18 protein-coding genes and 3 riboswitches are annotated in these 16,916 nt (G+C 40.3%); of the genes, 5 read left to right on the top strand and 13 right to left on the bottom strand.

Annotated elements, in window-relative coordinates; genetic code table 11:
* Positions 1-60 precede the first annotated feature (60 nt).
* A riboswitch (SAM riboswitch) is annotated at positions 61-162 on the bottom strand.
* Between the two features lie 44 nt (positions 163-206).
* Entirely contained in the window at positions 207-1,397 is a 1,191-nt protein-coding gene (locus ACN6NB_RS06320; RefSeq protein ID WP_039178065.1) for a pyridoxal phosphate-dependent aminotransferase, read from the bottom strand.
* Between the two features lie 164 nt (positions 1,398-1,561).
* Positions 1,562-1,719: riboswitch (SAM riboswitch) on the top strand.
* Positions 1,720-1,799: 80 nt separating this feature from the next.
* On the opposite strand from ACN6NB_RS06320, the gene mtnK reads away from it, so the two are divergent.
* Positions 1,800-2,993 (top strand): S-methyl-5-thioribose kinase, encoded by a 1,194-nt coding sequence (mtnK, locus tag ACN6NB_RS06315; protein WP_039178063.1) that lies wholly within the window; start codon positions 1,800-1,802, stop codon positions 2,991-2,993.
* 6 nt (positions 2,994-2,999) lie between these two features.
* Positions 3,000-4,061, top strand: a complete 1,062-nt coding sequence (gene mtnA / locus ACN6NB_RS06310; RefSeq protein WP_327841960.1) for an S-methyl-5-thioribose-1-phosphate isomerase — start codon at positions 3,000-3,002, stop codon at positions 4,059-4,061.
* A 24-nt stretch (positions 4,062-4,085) separates the two neighbouring features.
* On the opposite strand, the gene ACN6NB_RS06305 is transcribed toward mtnA, so the two are convergent.
* The 3 genes from ACN6NB_RS06305 to ACN6NB_RS06295 all read right to left on the bottom strand — a co-directional run bounded on the left by ACN6NB_RS06305 (position 4,086) and on the right by ACN6NB_RS06295 (position 7,016).
* Positions 4,086-4,223: a hypothetical protein gene (locus ACN6NB_RS06305; protein WP_180272401.1), complete on the bottom strand. Its 138-nt coding sequence runs from the start codon at positions 4,221-4,223 to the stop codon at positions 4,086-4,088.
* Positions 4,224-4,312: 89 nt separating this feature from the next.
* Complete coding sequence (locus ACN6NB_RS06300; protein ID WP_126681741.1) at positions 4,313-4,804, bottom strand: methylated-DNA--[protein]-cysteine S-methyltransferase; 492 nt, start codon at positions 4,802-4,804, stop codon at positions 4,313-4,315.
* 1 nt (position 4,805) lies between these two features.
* Complete coding sequence (locus ACN6NB_RS06295; RefSeq protein ID WP_039178058.1) at positions 4,806-7,016, bottom strand: PAS domain-containing sensor histidine kinase; 2,211 nt, start codon at positions 7,014-7,016, stop codon at positions 4,806-4,808.
* 293 nt (positions 7,017-7,309) lie between these two features.
* Between ACN6NB_RS06295 and ACN6NB_RS06290 the strand changes: the two genes are divergently transcribed.
* Positions 7,310-8,329 carry an acyltransferase family protein gene (locus ACN6NB_RS06290; protein WP_039178056.1) on the top strand — a complete coding sequence of 340 codons (1,020 nt, stop codon included), beginning with the start codon at positions 7,310-7,312 and terminating at the stop codon, positions 8,327-8,329.
* 27 nt (positions 8,330-8,356) lie between these two features.
* On the opposite strand, the gene ACN6NB_RS06285 is transcribed toward ACN6NB_RS06290, so the two are convergent.
* The 5 genes from ACN6NB_RS06285 to htpX form a co-directional block, all read right to left on the bottom strand.
* Positions 8,357-8,530, bottom strand: a complete 174-nt coding sequence (locus ACN6NB_RS06285; RefSeq protein WP_175297136.1) for a hypothetical protein — start codon at positions 8,528-8,530, stop codon at positions 8,357-8,359.
* Positions 8,523-8,687, bottom strand: a complete 165-nt coding sequence (locus tag ACN6NB_RS06280) for a hypothetical protein (RefSeq protein ID WP_087975542.1) — start codon at positions 8,685-8,687, stop codon at positions 8,523-8,525. Before ACN6NB_RS06280 ends, ACN6NB_RS06285 begins: the two co-directional genes overlap by 8 nt.
* A 6-nt stretch (positions 8,688-8,693) precedes the next feature.
* The gene (locus tag ACN6NB_RS06275; protein WP_144491161.1) at positions 8,694-9,212 is read right to left on the bottom strand and encodes a DUF421 domain-containing protein; all 519 of its coding nucleotides are present in this window, start codon (positions 9,210-9,212) and stop codon (positions 8,694-8,696) included.
* Between the two features lie 97 nt (positions 9,213-9,309).
* Positions 9,310-10,656 carry a TrkH family potassium uptake protein gene (locus tag ACN6NB_RS06270; RefSeq protein WP_084096377.1) on the bottom strand — a complete coding sequence of 449 codons (1,347 nt, stop codon included), beginning with the start codon at positions 10,654-10,656 and terminating at the stop codon, positions 9,310-9,312.
* A gap of 144 nt (positions 10,657-10,800) precedes the next feature.
* Positions 10,801-11,700, bottom strand: coding sequence for a protease HtpX (gene htpX, locus ACN6NB_RS06265; protein WP_039178050.1), 900 nt, complete (start codon positions 11,698-11,700; stop codon positions 10,801-10,803).
* Positions 11,701-11,979: 279 nt separating this feature from the next.
* Here htpX and ACN6NB_RS06260 point away from each other — a divergent pair, with 279 nt between their 5' ends.
* Positions 11,980-12,696: a DUF1836 domain-containing protein gene (locus ACN6NB_RS06260; protein WP_144490633.1), complete on the top strand. Its 717-nt coding sequence runs from the start codon at positions 11,980-11,982 to the stop codon at positions 12,694-12,696.
* 123 nt (positions 12,697-12,819) lie between these two features.
* Positions 12,820-13,017: an alpha/beta-type small acid-soluble spore protein gene (locus ACN6NB_RS06255; RefSeq protein WP_034281522.1), complete on the top strand. Its 198-nt coding sequence runs from the start codon at positions 12,820-12,822 to the stop codon at positions 13,015-13,017.
* Between the two features lie 36 nt (positions 13,018-13,053).
* Here ACN6NB_RS06255 and ACN6NB_RS06250 read toward each other — a convergent pair whose 3' ends face one another.
* From ACN6NB_RS06250 to ACN6NB_RS06235, 4 genes are all read right to left on the bottom strand, one after another.
* Positions 13,054-14,232, bottom strand: a complete 1,179-nt coding sequence (locus ACN6NB_RS06250; RefSeq protein ID WP_247544250.1) for an anti-sigma factor domain-containing protein — start codon at positions 14,230-14,232, stop codon at positions 13,054-13,056.
* A complete protein-coding gene (gene sigI / locus ACN6NB_RS06245) occupies positions 14,229-14,984 on the bottom strand; it encodes an RNA polymerase sigma factor SigI (RefSeq protein ID WP_039178045.1) in 756 nt (251 codons plus the stop codon). The genes ACN6NB_RS06250 and sigI overlap by 4 nt, the downstream gene beginning before the upstream one ends.
* A 215-nt stretch (positions 14,985-15,199) precedes the next feature.
* The gene (locus ACN6NB_RS06240; RefSeq protein ID WP_058838965.1) at positions 15,200-15,991 is read right to left on the bottom strand and encodes a TerC family protein; all 792 of its coding nucleotides are present in this window, start codon (positions 15,989-15,991) and stop codon (positions 15,200-15,202) included.
* Positions 15,992-16,024: 33 nt separating this feature from the next.
* Positions 16,025-16,195, bottom strand: a riboswitch (yybP-ykoY riboswitch).
* A gap of 77 nt (positions 16,196-16,272) precedes the next feature.
* Positions 16,273-16,887, bottom strand: coding sequence for a DedA family protein (locus ACN6NB_RS06235; RefSeq protein WP_039178042.1), 615 nt, complete (start codon positions 16,885-16,887; stop codon positions 16,273-16,275).
* Between the last annotated feature and the right edge of the window lie 29 nt (positions 16,888-16,916).

The raw sequence follows: 16,916 nt of genomic DNA, 5'->3' as shown, positions 1-16,916 counted from the left end.
AAAACCTCTTCAAGTGCTTCTTGAGCGCCTTAAAGAGGTTATTTCGTGTTATTCATCCGAATCTTATCTCTCAGCGCTTGCTGCAAGAATTAGCACCGTGCTTCATGGAAGTCGGTTGCCGGGCTTCATTGGGCTAGTCCCTCTGCCTACTCTTGATAAGAATATTCAATTTTCTTAAATATTGCCTGAATTATCGCACCATTTTTTTATGTTGTCAATGGCTTTTTTTCAAACAGCTTCAAGGCAGCGATGCGCTGAGCAGCTTCTTGTAACCGCTCCTCGCTTGTTAGAAGCCCTACTCTCACGTACCCTTCACCGTGAGCACCAAAGCCATTACCTGGCGCTACAACAACATGCGCTTTTTCTAATAATAAATCAGAAAAGGCTTCAGATGTATATCCTTCTGGCACCTTTAACCAAGCAAAAAATGATCCCTTTGGAGCACTGACTTCCCAGCCAATTTCTTTGCAGGCAGCTATCCACACATTCCGTCTTTTCTCATATCGGTCATTTTGCACCCGTACGCACGTTTGATCGCTTAATAGGGCTTCCGCTGCTGCATCCTGCGTGGCTTTAAACAACGAGACAAACAAATGATCCTGATAAAGCTCAATCGCTTCAATAACAGACGGATTACCTGCTGCAAATCCTACTCTCCACCCTGCCATATTGTACGTTTTAGACAATGTGTAAATTTCTATTCCCGTCTCTTTCGCTCCATCTACTTGCAGAAAGCTGATCGGCTTTTCTCCATCAAATCCAATGCCGCCATATGCAAAATCATGAACAACACAAAGCTTGTGATCTTTCGCAAATGTCACGGTTTCTTCAAAAAATGAACGGCTTGCCGTAGCCCCCGTCGGATTGTTGGGGTAATTTAAGTACATTAATTTCGCCTTTTTCTTATCATCCTCAGGCAGCAAATCGTAGTCAGGTAAAAAATCATTTTTTTCAAGAAGTGGCATGGTCACCATATGAGCTCCAGCAAGTACAGCACCTGACCAATAATCAGGATAACCTGGGTCAGGGACGAGAAGCGTATCACCCGGATTCAGCAGGCATTGAGGCAGCTCAACAAGCCCTGCTTTCCCGCCAAATAAAATCGCAATTTCCGTCTTTGGATCAAGCGTAACGCCATATTCTCTTTCATAAAAAGCGGCAGCGGCCTTTTTTAATTTCGCTGTTCCACGGAATGAGGAGTATTGATGATTTTCAGGTTTTGCTACCGCTTCCTGCATGGCTTTTACAATGTGCGGAGGAGTTGGCTGATCAGGATTTCCCTGCCCCAAATTAATGATATCTGCCCCTTCCTGCACTTTTTTCTGCACCTTTTGGACAAGGGACGCAAAAAATTGTTTCGGTAATTGTTTCAACACATCTGATTGCTGGAATTCCATTTCTTCACCTTCTATTCAAGTTACGTAACAATACAATCACTGTAATGGATTGTTTTATGAATTGTAAAGCAATTTTGAAAAAAGATTGACATGTAAAGCGCAGCTCTGATAATATCTTGAATTAAGAAATGCAAACAGACACGAAACAATTACATATTGATTTCTCTTATCGAGAGTTGGGCGAGGGATTTGGCCTTTTGACCCCAACAGCAACCGACCGTTAATACCACTGTGAAGTGGGGCGCAGCAAGTAACGCGCCAAGACAATTGTCTTATAGGGCACGGTGCTAATTCCATCAGACGTATGTGCTGAGAGATAAGAGAGGCTTTGAGCATACACACCATCAAGCCTCTTTCTCTCAGGAGAAAGAGGCTTTTTTATATGATTTGGAGGGGAAGCAATTGGTTACACTTACGGCATCATATGAAGAACTAACAGAAAGCTCGGCAGTTGCACTCGCAATTAGACTTGGCTTAATCCAAGAAAGCAGTCATTTGACTTGTACTGAAATCGGCGACGGGAATTTAAATTACGTCTTTCATATTTATGATCACAAACAAGAAAAAGGATTGATCATCAAGCAGGCGCTGCCTTATGCAAAGGTGGTTGGTGAGAGCTGGCCTCTTACATTAGACCGGGCAAGAATTGAAAGTGCTGCCCTGATCAAACAGTCAGAATATGCTCCGCATCTCGTACCAGCGGTCTATTACTCGGATACAGCTCTTGCAGTGACAGCCATGGAGGATCTCTCACACTTAGAAATCGTCAGAAAAGGGCTAATTGCCGGAAAACAATATCCGCATTTATCTGATCATGTTGGAGAATTTTTAGGAAAAACACTTTTTTACACATCTGACTTTGCGACAAATCCTAAAATCAAAAAACAATTTGTGAAGCAATTTACGAACCCTGACCTGTGTGATATCACAGAAAAACTTGTCTTCACAGACCCTTTCTTTGATAGTGAAACAAATGACTTCGAAGAAGAATTAAGAGAATCAGCAGAAGCGCTTTGGGCAGATCTTGAAGTGCAGGCCAAAGCAGCAGAATTGAAGCGTATCTTCCTGACATCAGCTGAAACATTGGTTCATGGAGATCTTCATACAGGCAGTATTTTTGCAAATGAGACTGAAACGAAAATCATTGATCCAGAATTCGCGTTTTACGGTCCCTTTGGATTCGATATCGGCCACTTTATCGCCAATCTGTTCCTGAATGCTTTATCTCGCGAGAATGAACACGAGCAGCAGCACCTTTTTGACCATGTCGTCAATGTATGGGCAACATTCAAAGAAGTGTTCACAAAAGCTTGGAAAGAGGACAGCATTGAAGCATTTAGTGTATCGGACAGCTTTTTAGAAACAACGTTTGACCGGATTTTAAAAGAAGCGACAGGCTTTGCCGGCTGTGAGCTTGTCCGCCGAACAATTGGCCTTGCTCATGCCGCTGATCTTGATGCGATTCCATCACCAACTAGACGGATTCAACAGAAAAAAGCAGCACTGACACTTGGAAAAACATTTATCAAACAATATCATGCAGTGGAAACAGCGTCTGACCTCGTCGCATTATTCCAGCCATCTGTAAAGGAGTGACGGGTTTTGTCAAAAGAATTTGAAGTCCCCCGTTCTGTCGAATGGGAAGAAAACCGTATTCACATTTTAAATCAGCAAAAATTACCGACCGAAACCGTCTTTGAGCATTTATATACGAAAGAAGATGTGTATGATGCAATTGTGACATTAAAAGTACGCGGAGCCCCTGCGATTGGCATTACAGCAGCATTTGGACTGGCACTTAGTGCGCAAGCCATTGAGACAGAAGAAATCGATGTTTTTAAACAAGAAGTGATTCGAATCAAAGAATATTTAAACAGTGCTCGTCCAACTGCTGTGAACCTCGCCTGGGCATTAGACCGGCTGCTGCAGCGCATTCAGCGTGCAGCATCAGTAAATGCAGCTAAAACAGATCTTGTCCATGAAGCCATTCAAATTCAAATTGAAGATGAAGAAATATGCAGACAAATCGGTCAAAATGCACTTCAGCTCTTTAAATCAGGTGACCGTATCATGACCATTTGTAATGCAGGCTCCATTGCAACGAGCCGGTACGGAACAGCCCTTGCTCCCTTTTATTTAGCCAAAAAGAAAAATCTTGACCTTCACATTTATGCATGTGAAACACGCCCTGTTCTTCAAGGCGCTCGTCTGACAACATGGGAGCTCATGCAAGGCGGCGTGGATGTGACACTCATTACAGATAACATGGCCGCCCATACGATGAAAGAAAAGCAAATTTCTGCTGTCATTGTTGGAGCTGACCGTATCGCTCGTAATGGAGATACAGCGAATAAGATTGGAACGTTAGGTCTTGCCGTTCTAGCCAAGCATTTTCACATTCCGTTTTTTGTAGCAGCACCGCTTTCCACTTTTGATGTATCCACCCATGACGGGTCAGATATCCCAATTGAAGAGCGCGACCCGCTGGAAGTAAAGGAATTAAACGGTGTCCCCATTGCACCGCCCGATGTTCAAGTATTCAATCCCGCCTTTGATGTCACTCCTCATCATCTCATTTCAGGCATCATTACAGAAAAGGGAATTATCACATCGAACTATGCAGAAGAGATTGATGCTCTTTTCGCCGAAAGCATCTCCCAATGATCGCAAAAAAGCGCCGTGTTCTTGTCATTTAAGAGCACCGCGCTTTTTTGTTTCTTGATTCGTTTTTGTTAAGATTTCTTCTTTCTGTTCTTCCGTCAAAACGTTCATTTTGACACATAGTGACGTAACTGCATACACTTTACCTTTTTTGCCCCAAAACATGCCAGCGCCCTCCTTTTTCCCTCAACCAACTTTTTTAGCTTAATAAAAGGATATGTTGCTCAGGAAAAATTCGGAACAGGTCAATCGATTTATTTTTGAACAAATGGGATGCCTTCTAATTCAAGGAGGACCGCTTTCATGTCTGTCTTCGATCCTGCATAGCCCGTCAGAGACCGGTCTTTTCCAATCACCCTGTGACACGGAATAAAAATAGGTAATGCATTTCGTCTGTTAGCTTGTCCGATGGCTCTTACAGCCTTGGGATTGCCTATCGCCTCTGCAATGTCTGCATAGCTTTTTGATTCACCATATGGAATGGCCGACAATGCTCCCCACACCTGCTCTTGGAACGGAGAACCTGTTTGCTTGAGCGGGAGATCGAATACTTGACGCTCTCCCTTGAAATATTCATCCAGCTGCTTTTTCGCTTCTTGTAAGACAGGCGTATCTGCTTGCTTTAAATTCACTGCCTGCTTTTTTGCTAAAAACGGCTCATCATCAAACATCACCTCGATGATGGCATCGTCCTTTTCTAGTATGTATAATGCCCCAATGGGTGCGTGATAGACGGTATAATACACGTTACTGCTCTCCTTCTTGTTTCTGCTGCCTTAGTGGCAGCGTGAGATGGAAGACGGTTCCTACGCCTTCCTCACTTTCTACCTCAATGGTTCCTTGATGCTCTTCAATAATTTTATAACTAACCATTAACCCAAGTCCAGTTCCTCTTTCTTTCGTTGTATAAAAAGGCTCACCTAGACGCTTTAGCTTATCCTCCGCCATTCCGCAGCCTTCATCACGCAAGGAAATGACAATATGCTCCTCGCCCTTTCGCTGAATGCTCACATAGACATTTCCTTTGCGCGGCATGACTTCAATTGCATTTTTTAAAATGTTAATAAAGACTTGCTTTAATTGGTTTTGTTCACAATAAATGAGTGGAATCTCATCCAGCACATTGAGATGCATTTGAACATTGCCAAGATTCGCCTGTGCGTGCAGAAGATCCATCGTGTCTTTCACAATTTGCACCACATTTTTTTCTTCATATACAATGGCTTGCGGTTTCGCTAAAATCAAAAATTCAGTGATGATGGATTCTATTCTTTTCAGCTCTGATGTGATGACATTAAAATAGAGCGAATACTCCCCTTCAATATTTCCTTTTAATAGCTGAATGAAGCCTTTTAATGCTGTCATCGGGTTTCTAATTTCATGAGCAATTCCAGCAGCAAGCTCTCCGACCACATGAAGGGTATCTGATTTTCTCACCCGCTCTTCTAATTCCTTCCGCTCTGTCACATCTCTAAAGATGGCCAAATTCATATTATGGATAATGTTACGTTTAAAAGAGAACTCCAGTATACGCTGATCTGGATGGTTCAGTACAAACGGAACCTCATTGTCCATTTCATCTAATGACATCGCCTCGGCTGGTTGAGCCAAATTTTCAATTTGATAAGGGGCAAGGATGTGGAAAAGATTCATTTCTGTTAAATGATCGTCCTTCAATTGAAGCAGCTCGCTTGCAGATGGATTGACTTCAATGATTCGGTATTGATTATCAAAAAGAACAATGCCGTCCATTGACCCATTAAATACTTTACGGAATTTGAGCTCACTTTCGCGCAGCTCCTGCTCCATTCTTTTTCGATCACTTACATTACGTAAAATGGTTAGGTGCTGTCCTTCTAATACCGCATGTTTTGATGTAAACTCAAGCTCTTTATACTGCCCATTTGCCATTTTGAACAATAGCTCTTCCCTTATTTCATGATTGCGGATATAGCGTCTTCTTGTTGGTCTATATCTCTTATCAGATTTGACGAGAAAGTCGGTAAGTTTTTTGCCAATCAGCGAGTGCATCGGTAATTCAAAAATTCGACAGGCTGATTCATTGGCTCTCACAATCTCTCCATCATCCGCCCATATGATGATGGCATCCATTGCATTTTCGAAAATTTCTCTAAAGCGTTCTTCACTTTTTAACAGTTTCTCTTCCATCAGTCTTTTTTCTGTAATATCCCGCATGATGGACATATAAAAACCACTCATCACATTTGATGTAATGGTGAGTTCGAATAATTTTTGCTGGCCAGATTGAAGGGTAACAGGAAGCTCCCCTTTTGCTTTCCCTGTTTCTTTAAGTGACGTTAAAAGATGCTGCAAAGCTGGAAGATTATCTCCTTCAACAAATTCATGCAAATACCGATCGGTTAAATCAGTCTTTTGCAGCTCAAAGCTCTGACAAAAAGAATGATTCGCATCAATCATGCAGCCATCCTGATCAAATATGACCATCCCGTCAATGGCTCGGTCAAACAAATCTTTGAACAGCTGCTCATTCATGGAGCGTTCTCGTTCTAATATTTTTTTGGAGGAAATGTCTCGCATGACCACAATATATTGCTGATTCATGGTGTCATGCTCTGCAACAAATTCAATGTATTTTGTTTCACCACTTTCAAGCTGAATGGAGATTTCTCTTTTTAACGTACCTTTTCGAAAAAATAGATCGAGTGAGCATTCAACTTTATCTTTCGGGATGCCGTATAGGAAATCTAGAACGGATTTATTGAGGAGGTCTTCTTTCGGTGTCTGTACAAGCCTGCATGTTGCTTCGTTGGCTTGGATGATGTTGAGGTGTTGATCAAATATAAAAATGGCATCTAGCGTCTTATTTAACAGCATTTTTTGCTGCATCAACTCAGTTCGCAAATATTCGTTCTCTTTTTCTAATTTTCTGATATCTCCTGCAGGGGTTAATCTATTGCCATCGAGCGTTTCAGTCATTCTCTTACACTCCTTTTCCAGCCTCATTCCTCTACAATATTTCTACAATATTTTCATTGTTCCTTCATTCGACTCATAAAAAAAGATAACTTTTTACACGAAGACTGTCTCATTTATTTCATTTGGATGACAGGATTGTATAACAATTCACTTTTCTTACGCTTCTTTTACAACCGTTCTACAATTTCACATCAAATAGCGAATTAAGCGAAAATGTATTTTAGAATGGGGCAAATAAGGGAACAGTGCACTTAGAACATTTATGTTTGAAATCGAGCAGGAAAGGTGATGTTATGGCATCTTCACGAGATAGTTATTTTGATAATGCAAAATTCCTTCTGATTTTTCTAGTTGTTTTTGGTCATTTGTTACGATCATTCATTCACGATAATGACTGGATGCTCTATTTATACAAGTTTATTTATACCTTTCACATGCCCGCCTTTATTTTAGTTTCTGGCTTTTTTGCAAAAGGTTTTAGAAAACCGGGCTTTATGAAAAAAGTCGCCGTTAAGCTGATCATCCCATATTTAATCTTTCAGGTGATCTATTCGGTTTACTATTACCTATTACAGGATCAAAGCATAACCAATTTAAATCCAATTGATCCGCAATGGTCCTTATGGTTTTTAATTAGTTTATTCTTTTGGAATTTGCTGCTTATTCCTTTTTCAAAACTACCGTTCCACTGGGCGATGATCGTCAGTTTATCGATTGCATTACTTGTCGGTTATGTGGACAGCATCAGCAATACACTCAGCTTATCACGTACGTTTGTCTTTTTGCCTATGTTTTTAGCTGGATTTTATTTAAAAAAGCAGCATTTTGAATTCATTCGTACAAGCAAAGGAAAACTGGCAGCACTTTTTGTATTGATGGCTGTCTTCCTGTTTTGCTACTTCTATGAATTTGATTATTCCTTCTTATTTGGCTCAAAGTCGTATGCTTCTCTAGGAGATGAAGGAATGATTGCGGCGATGAAACGAATGGCTTGGTATTTGCTTGCATTTGGTGCTACATTCAGCTTCTTTGCATTAGTTCCAACACGCCGTTTCTTCTTTACAAAATGGGGAACAAGAACGTTATATGTTTATTTATTACATGGCTTTGTGATCAAGCTGCTAAGAACCACTTGGTTTGATGACTGGGCGCTAAATGCAGCAAGTGTTCTTATTTTATTGCTGCTGACCATTCTGTTAACCTTTACCCTGTCTAGCACTTTTGTTAAAACCGTTGCACAGCCAGTGATTGAGCTCAAAATGAACAACTTCATGCGAACGATCACCGGCAGGCAAGGGAGTTATATCAAATAAAAAACGATCCTTATTGGATCGTTTTTTCTATTTCTTATTCTGTTTACATGCAGCATCTTTCTTTGGCTTCATCAACGTATCAATCCATTTGCTGCTGTTGATATCTCCAAGCTCACTGCCAAATTCCTCTTCTAAAATATCTGGGTCCATCGGCTTTTTATGATCCTTCATCTCTTTGCTCTTCATATGCTTCTTAGTCACGAGATGCTCCCCCTTGTTTCCCTTTATGAGAATTACGGTTTGCCTGACGATCTCTTGATTGTTCGTCAAATTGGGTTTGCCCTTGATCATGTGCCATGCTTTCTGTCGGCGTCATATTATTTGTTAATGCTTCATTTTTCGCTGCTTTTCTTTTCATCTGAAATCAGTCCTTTTTTGTCAGGTTTAGTTCTTCTCTTAATTGGTCAAGGAGTTCCTTCATTTGCTTGACCGTCACTGGCTTTTCCTCAGGTTTTAACTCAAAGCCAATTTGTCCATTGGCTTCTAGCGTGGCTTTTTTGAGACAGCTGATGTCAGTGATGCCTTGCTGCTTTAAACGCATTTTAAATTGATCCCTTGTGAGCCTTATTTTCTTCAGCTTATGATCAAGCATTTCGCCATCCTGTAAAATCACGACTGATTTTCCAGAAAGTAACTTTTCAAAGAAATCAGATTGAATCGACAGCTTTTCCATAATGACAAGTGCCACAATAAAGATGGTAGCTGCATAAATGGTTTCAAGTAAACTATGCTCAATAAAGGGTTGGATAATAATCGATCCGATTGAAATCATAATGACTGTTTGTTGTACAGTTAATTGACTAATGGATTTAGGTCCTGCTATTCTCAGCAGCAAGGTACCAACTAGCAGCATGACAATTGCTTTCCATAACACATCCAGCACGTCTCGTTCACCTCTTACCTATAGATTGCGAACATCCCATGTGATTTAGCCAGTTAGATAATGGAAATAAAAAAACAGCATTCAAATTGAATGCTGTTTAGCCAATGATGACGCGCTCTTTCGGATAATGATAATTCGCTTCGCTTTCTCTTCGGCCGATTAAATATAAAAAGCTTGGAATACCGATCCGTCCAATAAACATGACAATCATGATGATACATTTACCAAACACAGTGAGATCTGAGGTAATCCCAAGCGACAGTCCCGTTGTTCCGAAAGCAGAGCAAACTTCAAATAAATTTTCAAGAAGTGTATTATGCTCTGTTAAGGATAACAGGAACGTAGCGCCAAAAACCAAAATAAAAGCCATCATGGTCACCATAAGGGATTTATTAATATCTGCTTGATGAAGCTCCCTCTTGAAGATTTTGATGGACTTGTTTCCCCTAGCGTAATGAAACAATGCGAGTAAATTAAGGGCAAACGTAGTTGTCCGAATTCCGCCCCCCACAGAGCTTGGGGAAGCCCCGATAAACATGAGCATACATAAAAATAAAAGCGTCGGTTCGGTCAGCTGCGTAATATCTAACGTTGTCAGCCCCCCGCTTCTTGTTGCAGTCGATTGAAACAAAGAGTAAAACAAGATTTCGTGCCAGCTCTTCCCTACGAAGCTAAACCCGGCCTCTAGTGCATATATCCCAATCGCTCCAACAACGACAAGACCGCCAAACGTGAGCGTTGTGATTTTTGTAAACAATGAGAACGATGCGTGCTTTCGGTCCTGATTGAACAAATAATCCTTCACTTCCACTAGCACAGGAAAACCAATCGCTCCAAAGATGATCAGCAGCATCGTAATAAACTGGACGAAATAATCATCTTTGTAAGGGATAAGTGAGCTCCCCGTAATATCGAAGCCCCCATTGGTTGTCGCACTAATACTCGAGAAGAAACCATGTAAGAAAGCTCCTTGCACATCATAATATTTGAGAAAATACATGCTTAAAATGAGCCCGCCGACAAACTCAATCAGTAAAATCAAATATAAGACCTGCTTCATTAGTTTTACAATTCCAGATAAATTGCTCTGGTTTTGATCTGCCATGATAAGTTTTCTTTCTTTAATTCCAATTCTTTTTCGCATGACAAGCCATACGAAGGTACCGAGCGTCATAATGCCAATGCCTCCGATTTGCAGAACAAACGCAAGGATCCACATCCCTGTGACACTAAAAGTTTGTGAGGTGTCGACAACAGTCAGTCCTGTGACACTTACAGCACTCACCGCTGTAAACAAGGCATCAATGAATGTCCATTTGACCCCCTCTTGATGAGCCACTGGAAGGCTGAGAAGAATAAGCGACACGGTTACAGCAAGAAAATAATAAAGGGCAATCAACTGAAACGCTGACAGCCGGTCAATTAGCTTTTTTATAGGATTCATTGTCATTCCTTCTTTTATCTATCTTTTCGAATACCTTTATCATTTTAATGAAAAGAGACATGATTTTAAAGCTATTTTATGCTTTATTTTCTTTTTCATCAAAAAGAAAAAGACATCCTGTAAAAGAATGTCTTTTCGTCCTTCTTATTTTGCTTCAAGTCTTCTGATTCTTTCATTTAAATCAGGGTGTGTTGAGAAAAGAGAAGCTTTTCGTTTACCGCTGATTTTTAGCGTAGCGACTGCTGTTTGGTCATCATCTTTGATTCTTGACGTGTACGCCTCAAGTGAACGAAGCGCATGAATCATTTTATCTTTACCTGCAAGGTCGGCTCCGCCGCGGTCTGCATGGAATTCACGGTGTCTAGAATATGCAAACACGACAAGACTTCCTAGGACAGAGAAAATGATTTGGAAAACAATCACAGCGATAAAGTGAACAATCGGCACAAGCTCTTCACGTGAAACAAAACGGCTTGCGATCCATGCCGCAATTCTTGAAAGGAAGACAACGAACGTGTTGACGATTCCTTGAAGCAGCGTCATTGTCACCATGTCACCATTTGCAACGTGAGCAACTTCGTGGGCGATTACACCTTCAACTGCTGCATCATCCATTTCATGAAGCAATCCAGTTGATACCGCAACAAGTGATCTTCTCTTAGAAGGACCTGTTGCAAATGCATTTACTTCAGATGATTGATAAATACCAACCTCAGGCATTTTAGAAAGGCCTGCTGCTCTTGAAAGTCTGTGCACGCGGTCAACAAGCTGCTGCTCATCATATGTTAATGAATCCTTTTCTGGATTTAACACACGTACACCCATCATCATTTTTGCCATCCAACGAGACATTGCAAGTGACATAAACGAGCCAACAAAACCAACAACTGCACTGAATACAAGAAGATAAAGGATATCAAGTCTTCCGTCTGCTCCTATATAAGAACCAACACCAGTTGCTGCACTAATAACCGACAGTACAATACCAATCGTAGTGATAACAAGAATGTTCGTTAATATAAACAGAAATATTCTCTTACCCATACATAACCTCCGCTGTCATATTAAGTTCAAATGAACTTATTAATAAAATTATAAAAATAAACGTCTCAAATTGCAAGGAAAAAGGAATCACTTTCTCTGTTTATCATAACGGCTAAAGCCCCGTCACATCAATATTTACGACATTTGCCCCAGCATAAAAGTGAACAAATTGTGACGCGCCGGCTTTGATTTTGAGTTTATTTTGCATTTTCATCAAAAAGAGACTATGATGTTGAATTAGATCAATAATCACGTTTTGACGTACAAATGAGGTGGAACATGGTTACTTTTAAATTAACGAGAATTGACATGACAAGACTTCTGTATTCTCTAAAAGGAGAGGGAGATCTGACTCCGCTTCAGCTTTTAAAACTATCTGTAAAAAATGGCAAGGATCATGACTATGATGAATTAAAGATCCCGTCTTTTTTTGAGAAGCTTGAACGGCGGAAGCAAAAATCAGAGCATGGTCTTTCTACAAATGAAATTGTTGAGCTTGGCAACTTGTGTGAGCTGACTTCTCTTAAATCGACGGCGATTCAAAATTGGATCAAACGTGATATTAAAGATATGATTGGCCATCCAGAGCTTGGCAAAAAATACTCTATTGATCAGGTCGTTATTTTATTAATTGTCAGGGATTTAAAATCAGTTTTTGACTTCGATACCATTCGTGTGATCTTATCTGCCCTATTTAACACCATCACAGATCGAACAGATGATATTATTAGTCCAATCCGTTTTTATGAAGCATATGCGCACGTCCTTGATTTTATTTATCACAATACACAATTTCCATTAAAGGAAACAAATTTACGAGAAATAACCGAGGAGCAGACAGACAAGCTCCATGACGAGTTTACAGAATTGACGAAGAGCCAATGGCATTTGATTAAAGGGATTATCAGTTCTACCGTCTTCTCTGTCTTTACTTCTCATTTGCAAAGCACAGCTCAAGAAATGATGTATAATACGCTGCAGCTGAATAAGGGATAAATAAGAACCGAGGTGACTTCCATCACCTCGGCTTTTTTGTACAGCAATTGCCAGCATAATTGCACGCCGTTTTTTTCAAAATAAGAAGGCGCAACAAACATGAGGTGAAAGGAGGAATATGACATGGCAAATCGAAATCAACTTCTTGTTCCTGGAGTAGAACAAGCTTTAGATCAATTTAAATACGAGATCGCTCAAGAATTTGGCGTCACTCTCGGTTCAGATACAGTCTCACGTGCTAACGGTTCTGTTGGCGGGGAAATCACAAAAAGACTCGTTCAACAAGCTCAATCACAAATGGGCAATCAATCTAAATCATGACATGGTGAAATACGCCGGAGCTATTCTGGCGTTTTTTTATTGTTCATATGTGTGCTCATGCCGGTTCTCGCGATAAGGAAACGGTGCACCTTTCCCTTTTTGCTTTGCATGTTCTCTTTTTTGTTCAGCGGAAGGATTGTTCAGATCCCTGCCGTTTTTTTTTGCGTGTTTTTCCGCATCACCACGTGATGGTCCGTTCCAGTGTCTTCTTTCATCACGATCAGTTGAGTGATTTTTTTTTTGCTCTTTATCGAAAGATTGATCCTTTTCTTCCTTTATCTTATTGTCTTTGCTTTCATCCTCAGGTTTTTGAGGCTTTTGAACAGATCCTTGCTCTTCCCTCTCTGCTTCCTTCTGCTCTTTGTCCTCAGCTTCTGGAGCCTCTTGATCTGGCTGCATCTCTTTGCTATCGTCTATTTTTACGTCTTCTTGTTTGTCTTTATCTGCTTGTTCTTCATCATGTTTCTTAGGATCTTCTTCCTTCACAGCATCGTTCTCTGCTGCGTCTTCATCCTTTTTGATATTTTCATGTTCTTTGTCTTGCATTTCTTGATTTCTAATATATGTTCCTGTTGAAATGCCTGCCTTTTGAGCTTTTTCCCTTGTTTCCAGGTCACTTTCCACAGCTTCCAGCTTATAATTGCGTTTTTGATATTCACCAGAAATGGTATTAATTTTGCTTTTTACGTTTGTTTTATATGTATTGTCCTGCTTGTTTTCATAAACGGTTGAAATATAAATACTTTTAGAGTCGTTCACATATCCTTTTTTGTCACAGTCATCTATAATTTCCTGCACGACTTTGGTCATGTCGTTTTTTTCTAAATCCTTCATACTCGCCAGTACTTGCTTCGCATCTTTATTCAGCGGTGTGACACCGATCACTTGATAATTGTGATCAAGCTTCAGCTCAAAGCTTGGGTTAATGTCAATTGTCATATACGCATATGCTTTTTGACTTGAGAAAGATGGCATCATAGTAAAAATTACGACAATAATCGCTGCTATTGATAGGATTCCTGCATTTAAAGGACGTAAACGAAGCAGGTCAAAAAAACCGGCTCTTTTTCTTTCAAGACGTGATTCATTTGGAAATGTCACTTCTTGGCCGATTTCATAGTTTTGCTCTTCATATTTTGTCCGCAGAAATTGTCCATCAGGGGTCAGCAGCGTGACATATTTTTTGTTTTTCTCTACTATAATGCCTCTTCTCATGAATTAAGCACCCCTTTAAGGTAATCTTTCAAATACACATAATCACCTGTCATAATGATCGCCATCGCAATGATATATTTTCTATTTCTCTCAATCGTTTTGCGGCTGACTTCCACTAGCTTTTCCAGCTGTTTGACCGGCAATTGTTTTTTCTGAAATAAAATCGTTCTCAGCTCATCGTGTTCAACGAGTGTATGGGCTACTTTAATCGCATTTTGCCTGGCATCGGCATGCTTTGGTGAATGCTCAAGCAGCTCTTGAAACGTGAGACCGTATACTTTCAGTCGTTCTTTAAAATGTTCAATCTCTTCTCTTCTATGTTCTTGTTCAATTAAACGCCTATATTCATTTGCAGAGAGCTCTGCTTCAATCATGCTTTGAGAGTATTCGCCATTCTCACTTTCTTGCAGGTCCATTTGAACCGTTGGCGCATTTCTTGCTTCTTTACGAATATAGTCAATCACTTTTCTTTTAATAATTAATTCTGCGAAAGCAAGCAGTGAGTTTCCTTTTTCGGCAGAGTATTTTTCTATCGCTTCATTAAAGGCAATTAAGCCTATGCTGAATTCATCATCTTTTTCATCTATATATCGTTTACAAACGGATGAAACCGTCTTAGCGACAAATGGTTTGTATTGCTCTATTAATGCATTTTGCAGTTCGCTATCACCTTGTTGAATACTGATAGCCGACTGCTCTAATGTTTGCTTTTTCTTTCCTTTTTTAAACAAAAGGCTAAGCAATGGTTTCACCTCAGTTCTCCCTATATTACTCATTTATGATAGCTAATTTATGAGGGAAGCGCAAAGGAAGAAATGAGGAATTCATTTCCTGTTACTCAATTATGACATGTATGTCATCATCTACTTTACAATGTTTCGTCTAAAAGCAAAGAAATAAGGGGGTATCTCCCCCTTATTTGTAATATACGTGTTATGAAAATGAAATGATATTTCTTTCAAAAAAACTACTCTCCCAGGCGTGCCTCTTGTTTCTCCTCGTTTTCCTGCCCGCCTTTTCTTGATGGACTTGATAAAAACCAGCCAAATGCTGCAATTGCGAGAAGCACTGTCCAGAAAATGATTTTCCATAATGCTGAATGGATAAAATGAGACGATACGACCCCAATGGCTGGATGTGACAGTGTATAAAGCGTGAGCTTCACACCCACCCATCCGACAATGACAAATGCTGCTGTTTCTAGGCTCGGTCTTGTTTTGAGCAGTTTCACAAAGACCGTTGCTGCAAATCGCATAATGACAAGACCAATAATACCGCCTAAAAGAATGACAATAAATTGACCGCCATCGAGTCCACCGATTTGCGGAAGACTTGTTTTCGGCAGTGTCACAGCTAAAGCGACGGCTGCTAAAATAGAATCAACAGCAAAAGCAATGTCGGCAAGCTCTACTTTCACGACTGTTGCCCAGAAACCGCTTTGTTTCATATTTGTTTCAGTTTCCTTTTTCTTAAATACGTGCGATTTTAAAATATGGTGAATGGAAATATAAAGAAGATAAATTGCGCCAATGGCTTGAACTTGCCACACATCCACTAAAAACGAAATAAGAAACAGAGAACCAAACCGCATGACAAACGCACCTGCAAGTCCGTAAAACAGTGCCTTTTTTCTTTGTTTTTCAGGAAGGTGTTTGACCATCACGGCCATGACCAGCGCGTTATCAGCTGCTAAAATCCCTTCTAATCCAATCAGTACGAGCAGAACCCACCCGTACTCTAAAATAATGGTTGCATCCATCATCATTCCTCCTTGTTTTTTTATCTATTGTCCCACAACAGACAAAGGCTTATGAATGCAAAAAAGACCTTTGCCTGTAATGGCAAAGGTCTTGCTAGACATGTGATATGTAGAATCATGCCAACAAAGCCGATGAACATCAGTCCATGTAATGACGACTTTGTTTCCGGTAAAAACCGGACGCTACTCCCCTTTGGCGGGATTTAGAATATTTAGATTACTTATATCTTAATCAATAGACACTGGATTGTCAACAGGTGACTTTCACTTCGATCCATTGATTAGGCAGTTGGCGTTTCTGTTTTTCTTTTTCTTCGTTTTAGCAATAAGTAGAGAACAAACAATAACACAACACCGATCCCAATTGGTAAAAGATATGGATCTAAGATGGCGCCAACCTCTTTCCAGTTCTCTCCGAGCATAAATCCAAGATACACATACACAAACGTAATTGGTGTAATTGCCAAAAACGTATACAGGCAAAAGACCCACACATTCATCTTGGCAATACCGCACGGGATGGAGATAAGTGTTCTGACTCCTGGTATGAACCGGCCGCTGAATGCGACGAATCCGCCATGCTTTTCAAAGAAAGCATCAGATTTATCAAGCGACTCAGGTTTTATAAAAAAGTACTTTCCATATTTATTTAAAAAGGGTCTGCCGCCATAACGTCCTAACCAGTACAAGGTCAAAGGACCAGCCACGCCGCCAATGGAGCCGGCCGCTACAACACCGATAAAGGCCATGTCCCCTTCTGAGACCCAGTAACCCGCAAGAGGCAAAACCACTTCAGCAGGTACAAATTCAATGCATAATGCGAGGAAGATGCCAAAGTATGACAAGTTCTTAAAGGCATCAGCTAAAGAAATAATAAAATCTTCGATGTTTATCAATCCCTTTCAAACATAATCATTTGACTGAT

The sequence above is a fragment of the Bacillus sp. 11B20 genome, assembly GCF_056098985.1.
This window is presented reverse-complemented; position numbering and strand designations above follow the sequence as displayed.

Bases quoted from the DNA above. Each gene is read 5' to 3' on its own strand.
- ACN6NB_RS06320 (WP_039178065.1), bottom strand. From the start codon at position 1,397: ATGGAATTCCAGCAATCAGATGTGTTGAAACAATTACCGAAACAATTT.
- ACN6NB_RS06305 (WP_180272401.1), bottom strand. From the start codon at position 4,223: ATGTTTTGGGGCAAAAAAGGTAAAGTGTATGCAGTTACGTCACTATGT.
- ACN6NB_RS06295 (WP_039178058.1), bottom strand. From the start codon at position 7,016: ATGACTGAAACGCTCGATGGCAATAGATTAACCCCTGCAGGAGATATC.
- ACN6NB_RS06290 (WP_039178056.1), top strand. From the start codon at position 7,310: ATGGCATCTTCACGAGATAGTTATTTTGATAATGCAAAATTCCTTCTG.
- ACN6NB_RS06280 (WP_087975542.1), bottom strand. From the start codon at position 8,687: ATGAAAAGAAAAGCAGCGAAAAATGAAGCATTAACAAATAATATGACG.
- ACN6NB_RS06270 (WP_084096377.1), bottom strand. From the start codon at position 10,656: ATGAATCCTATAAAAAAGCTAATTGACCGGCTGTCAGCGTTTCAGTTG.
- htpX (WP_039178050.1), bottom strand. From the start codon at position 11,700: ATGGGTAAGAGAATATTTCTGTTTATATTAACGAACATTCTTGTTATC.
- ACN6NB_RS06260 (WP_144490633.1), top strand. From the start codon at position 11,980: ATGGTTACTTTTAAATTAACGAGAATTGACATGACAAGACTTCTGTAT.
- ACN6NB_RS06255 (WP_034281522.1), top strand. From the start codon at position 12,820: ATGGCAAATCGAAATCAACTTCTTGTTCCTGGAGTAGAACAAGCTTTA.
- ACN6NB_RS06250 (WP_247544250.1), bottom strand. From the start codon at position 14,232: ATGAGAAGAGGCATTATAGTAGAGAAAAACAAAAAATATGTCACGCTG.
- ACN6NB_RS06240 (WP_058838965.1), bottom strand. From the start codon at position 15,991: ATGGATGCAACCATTATTTTAGAGTACGGGTGGGTTCTGCTCGTACTG.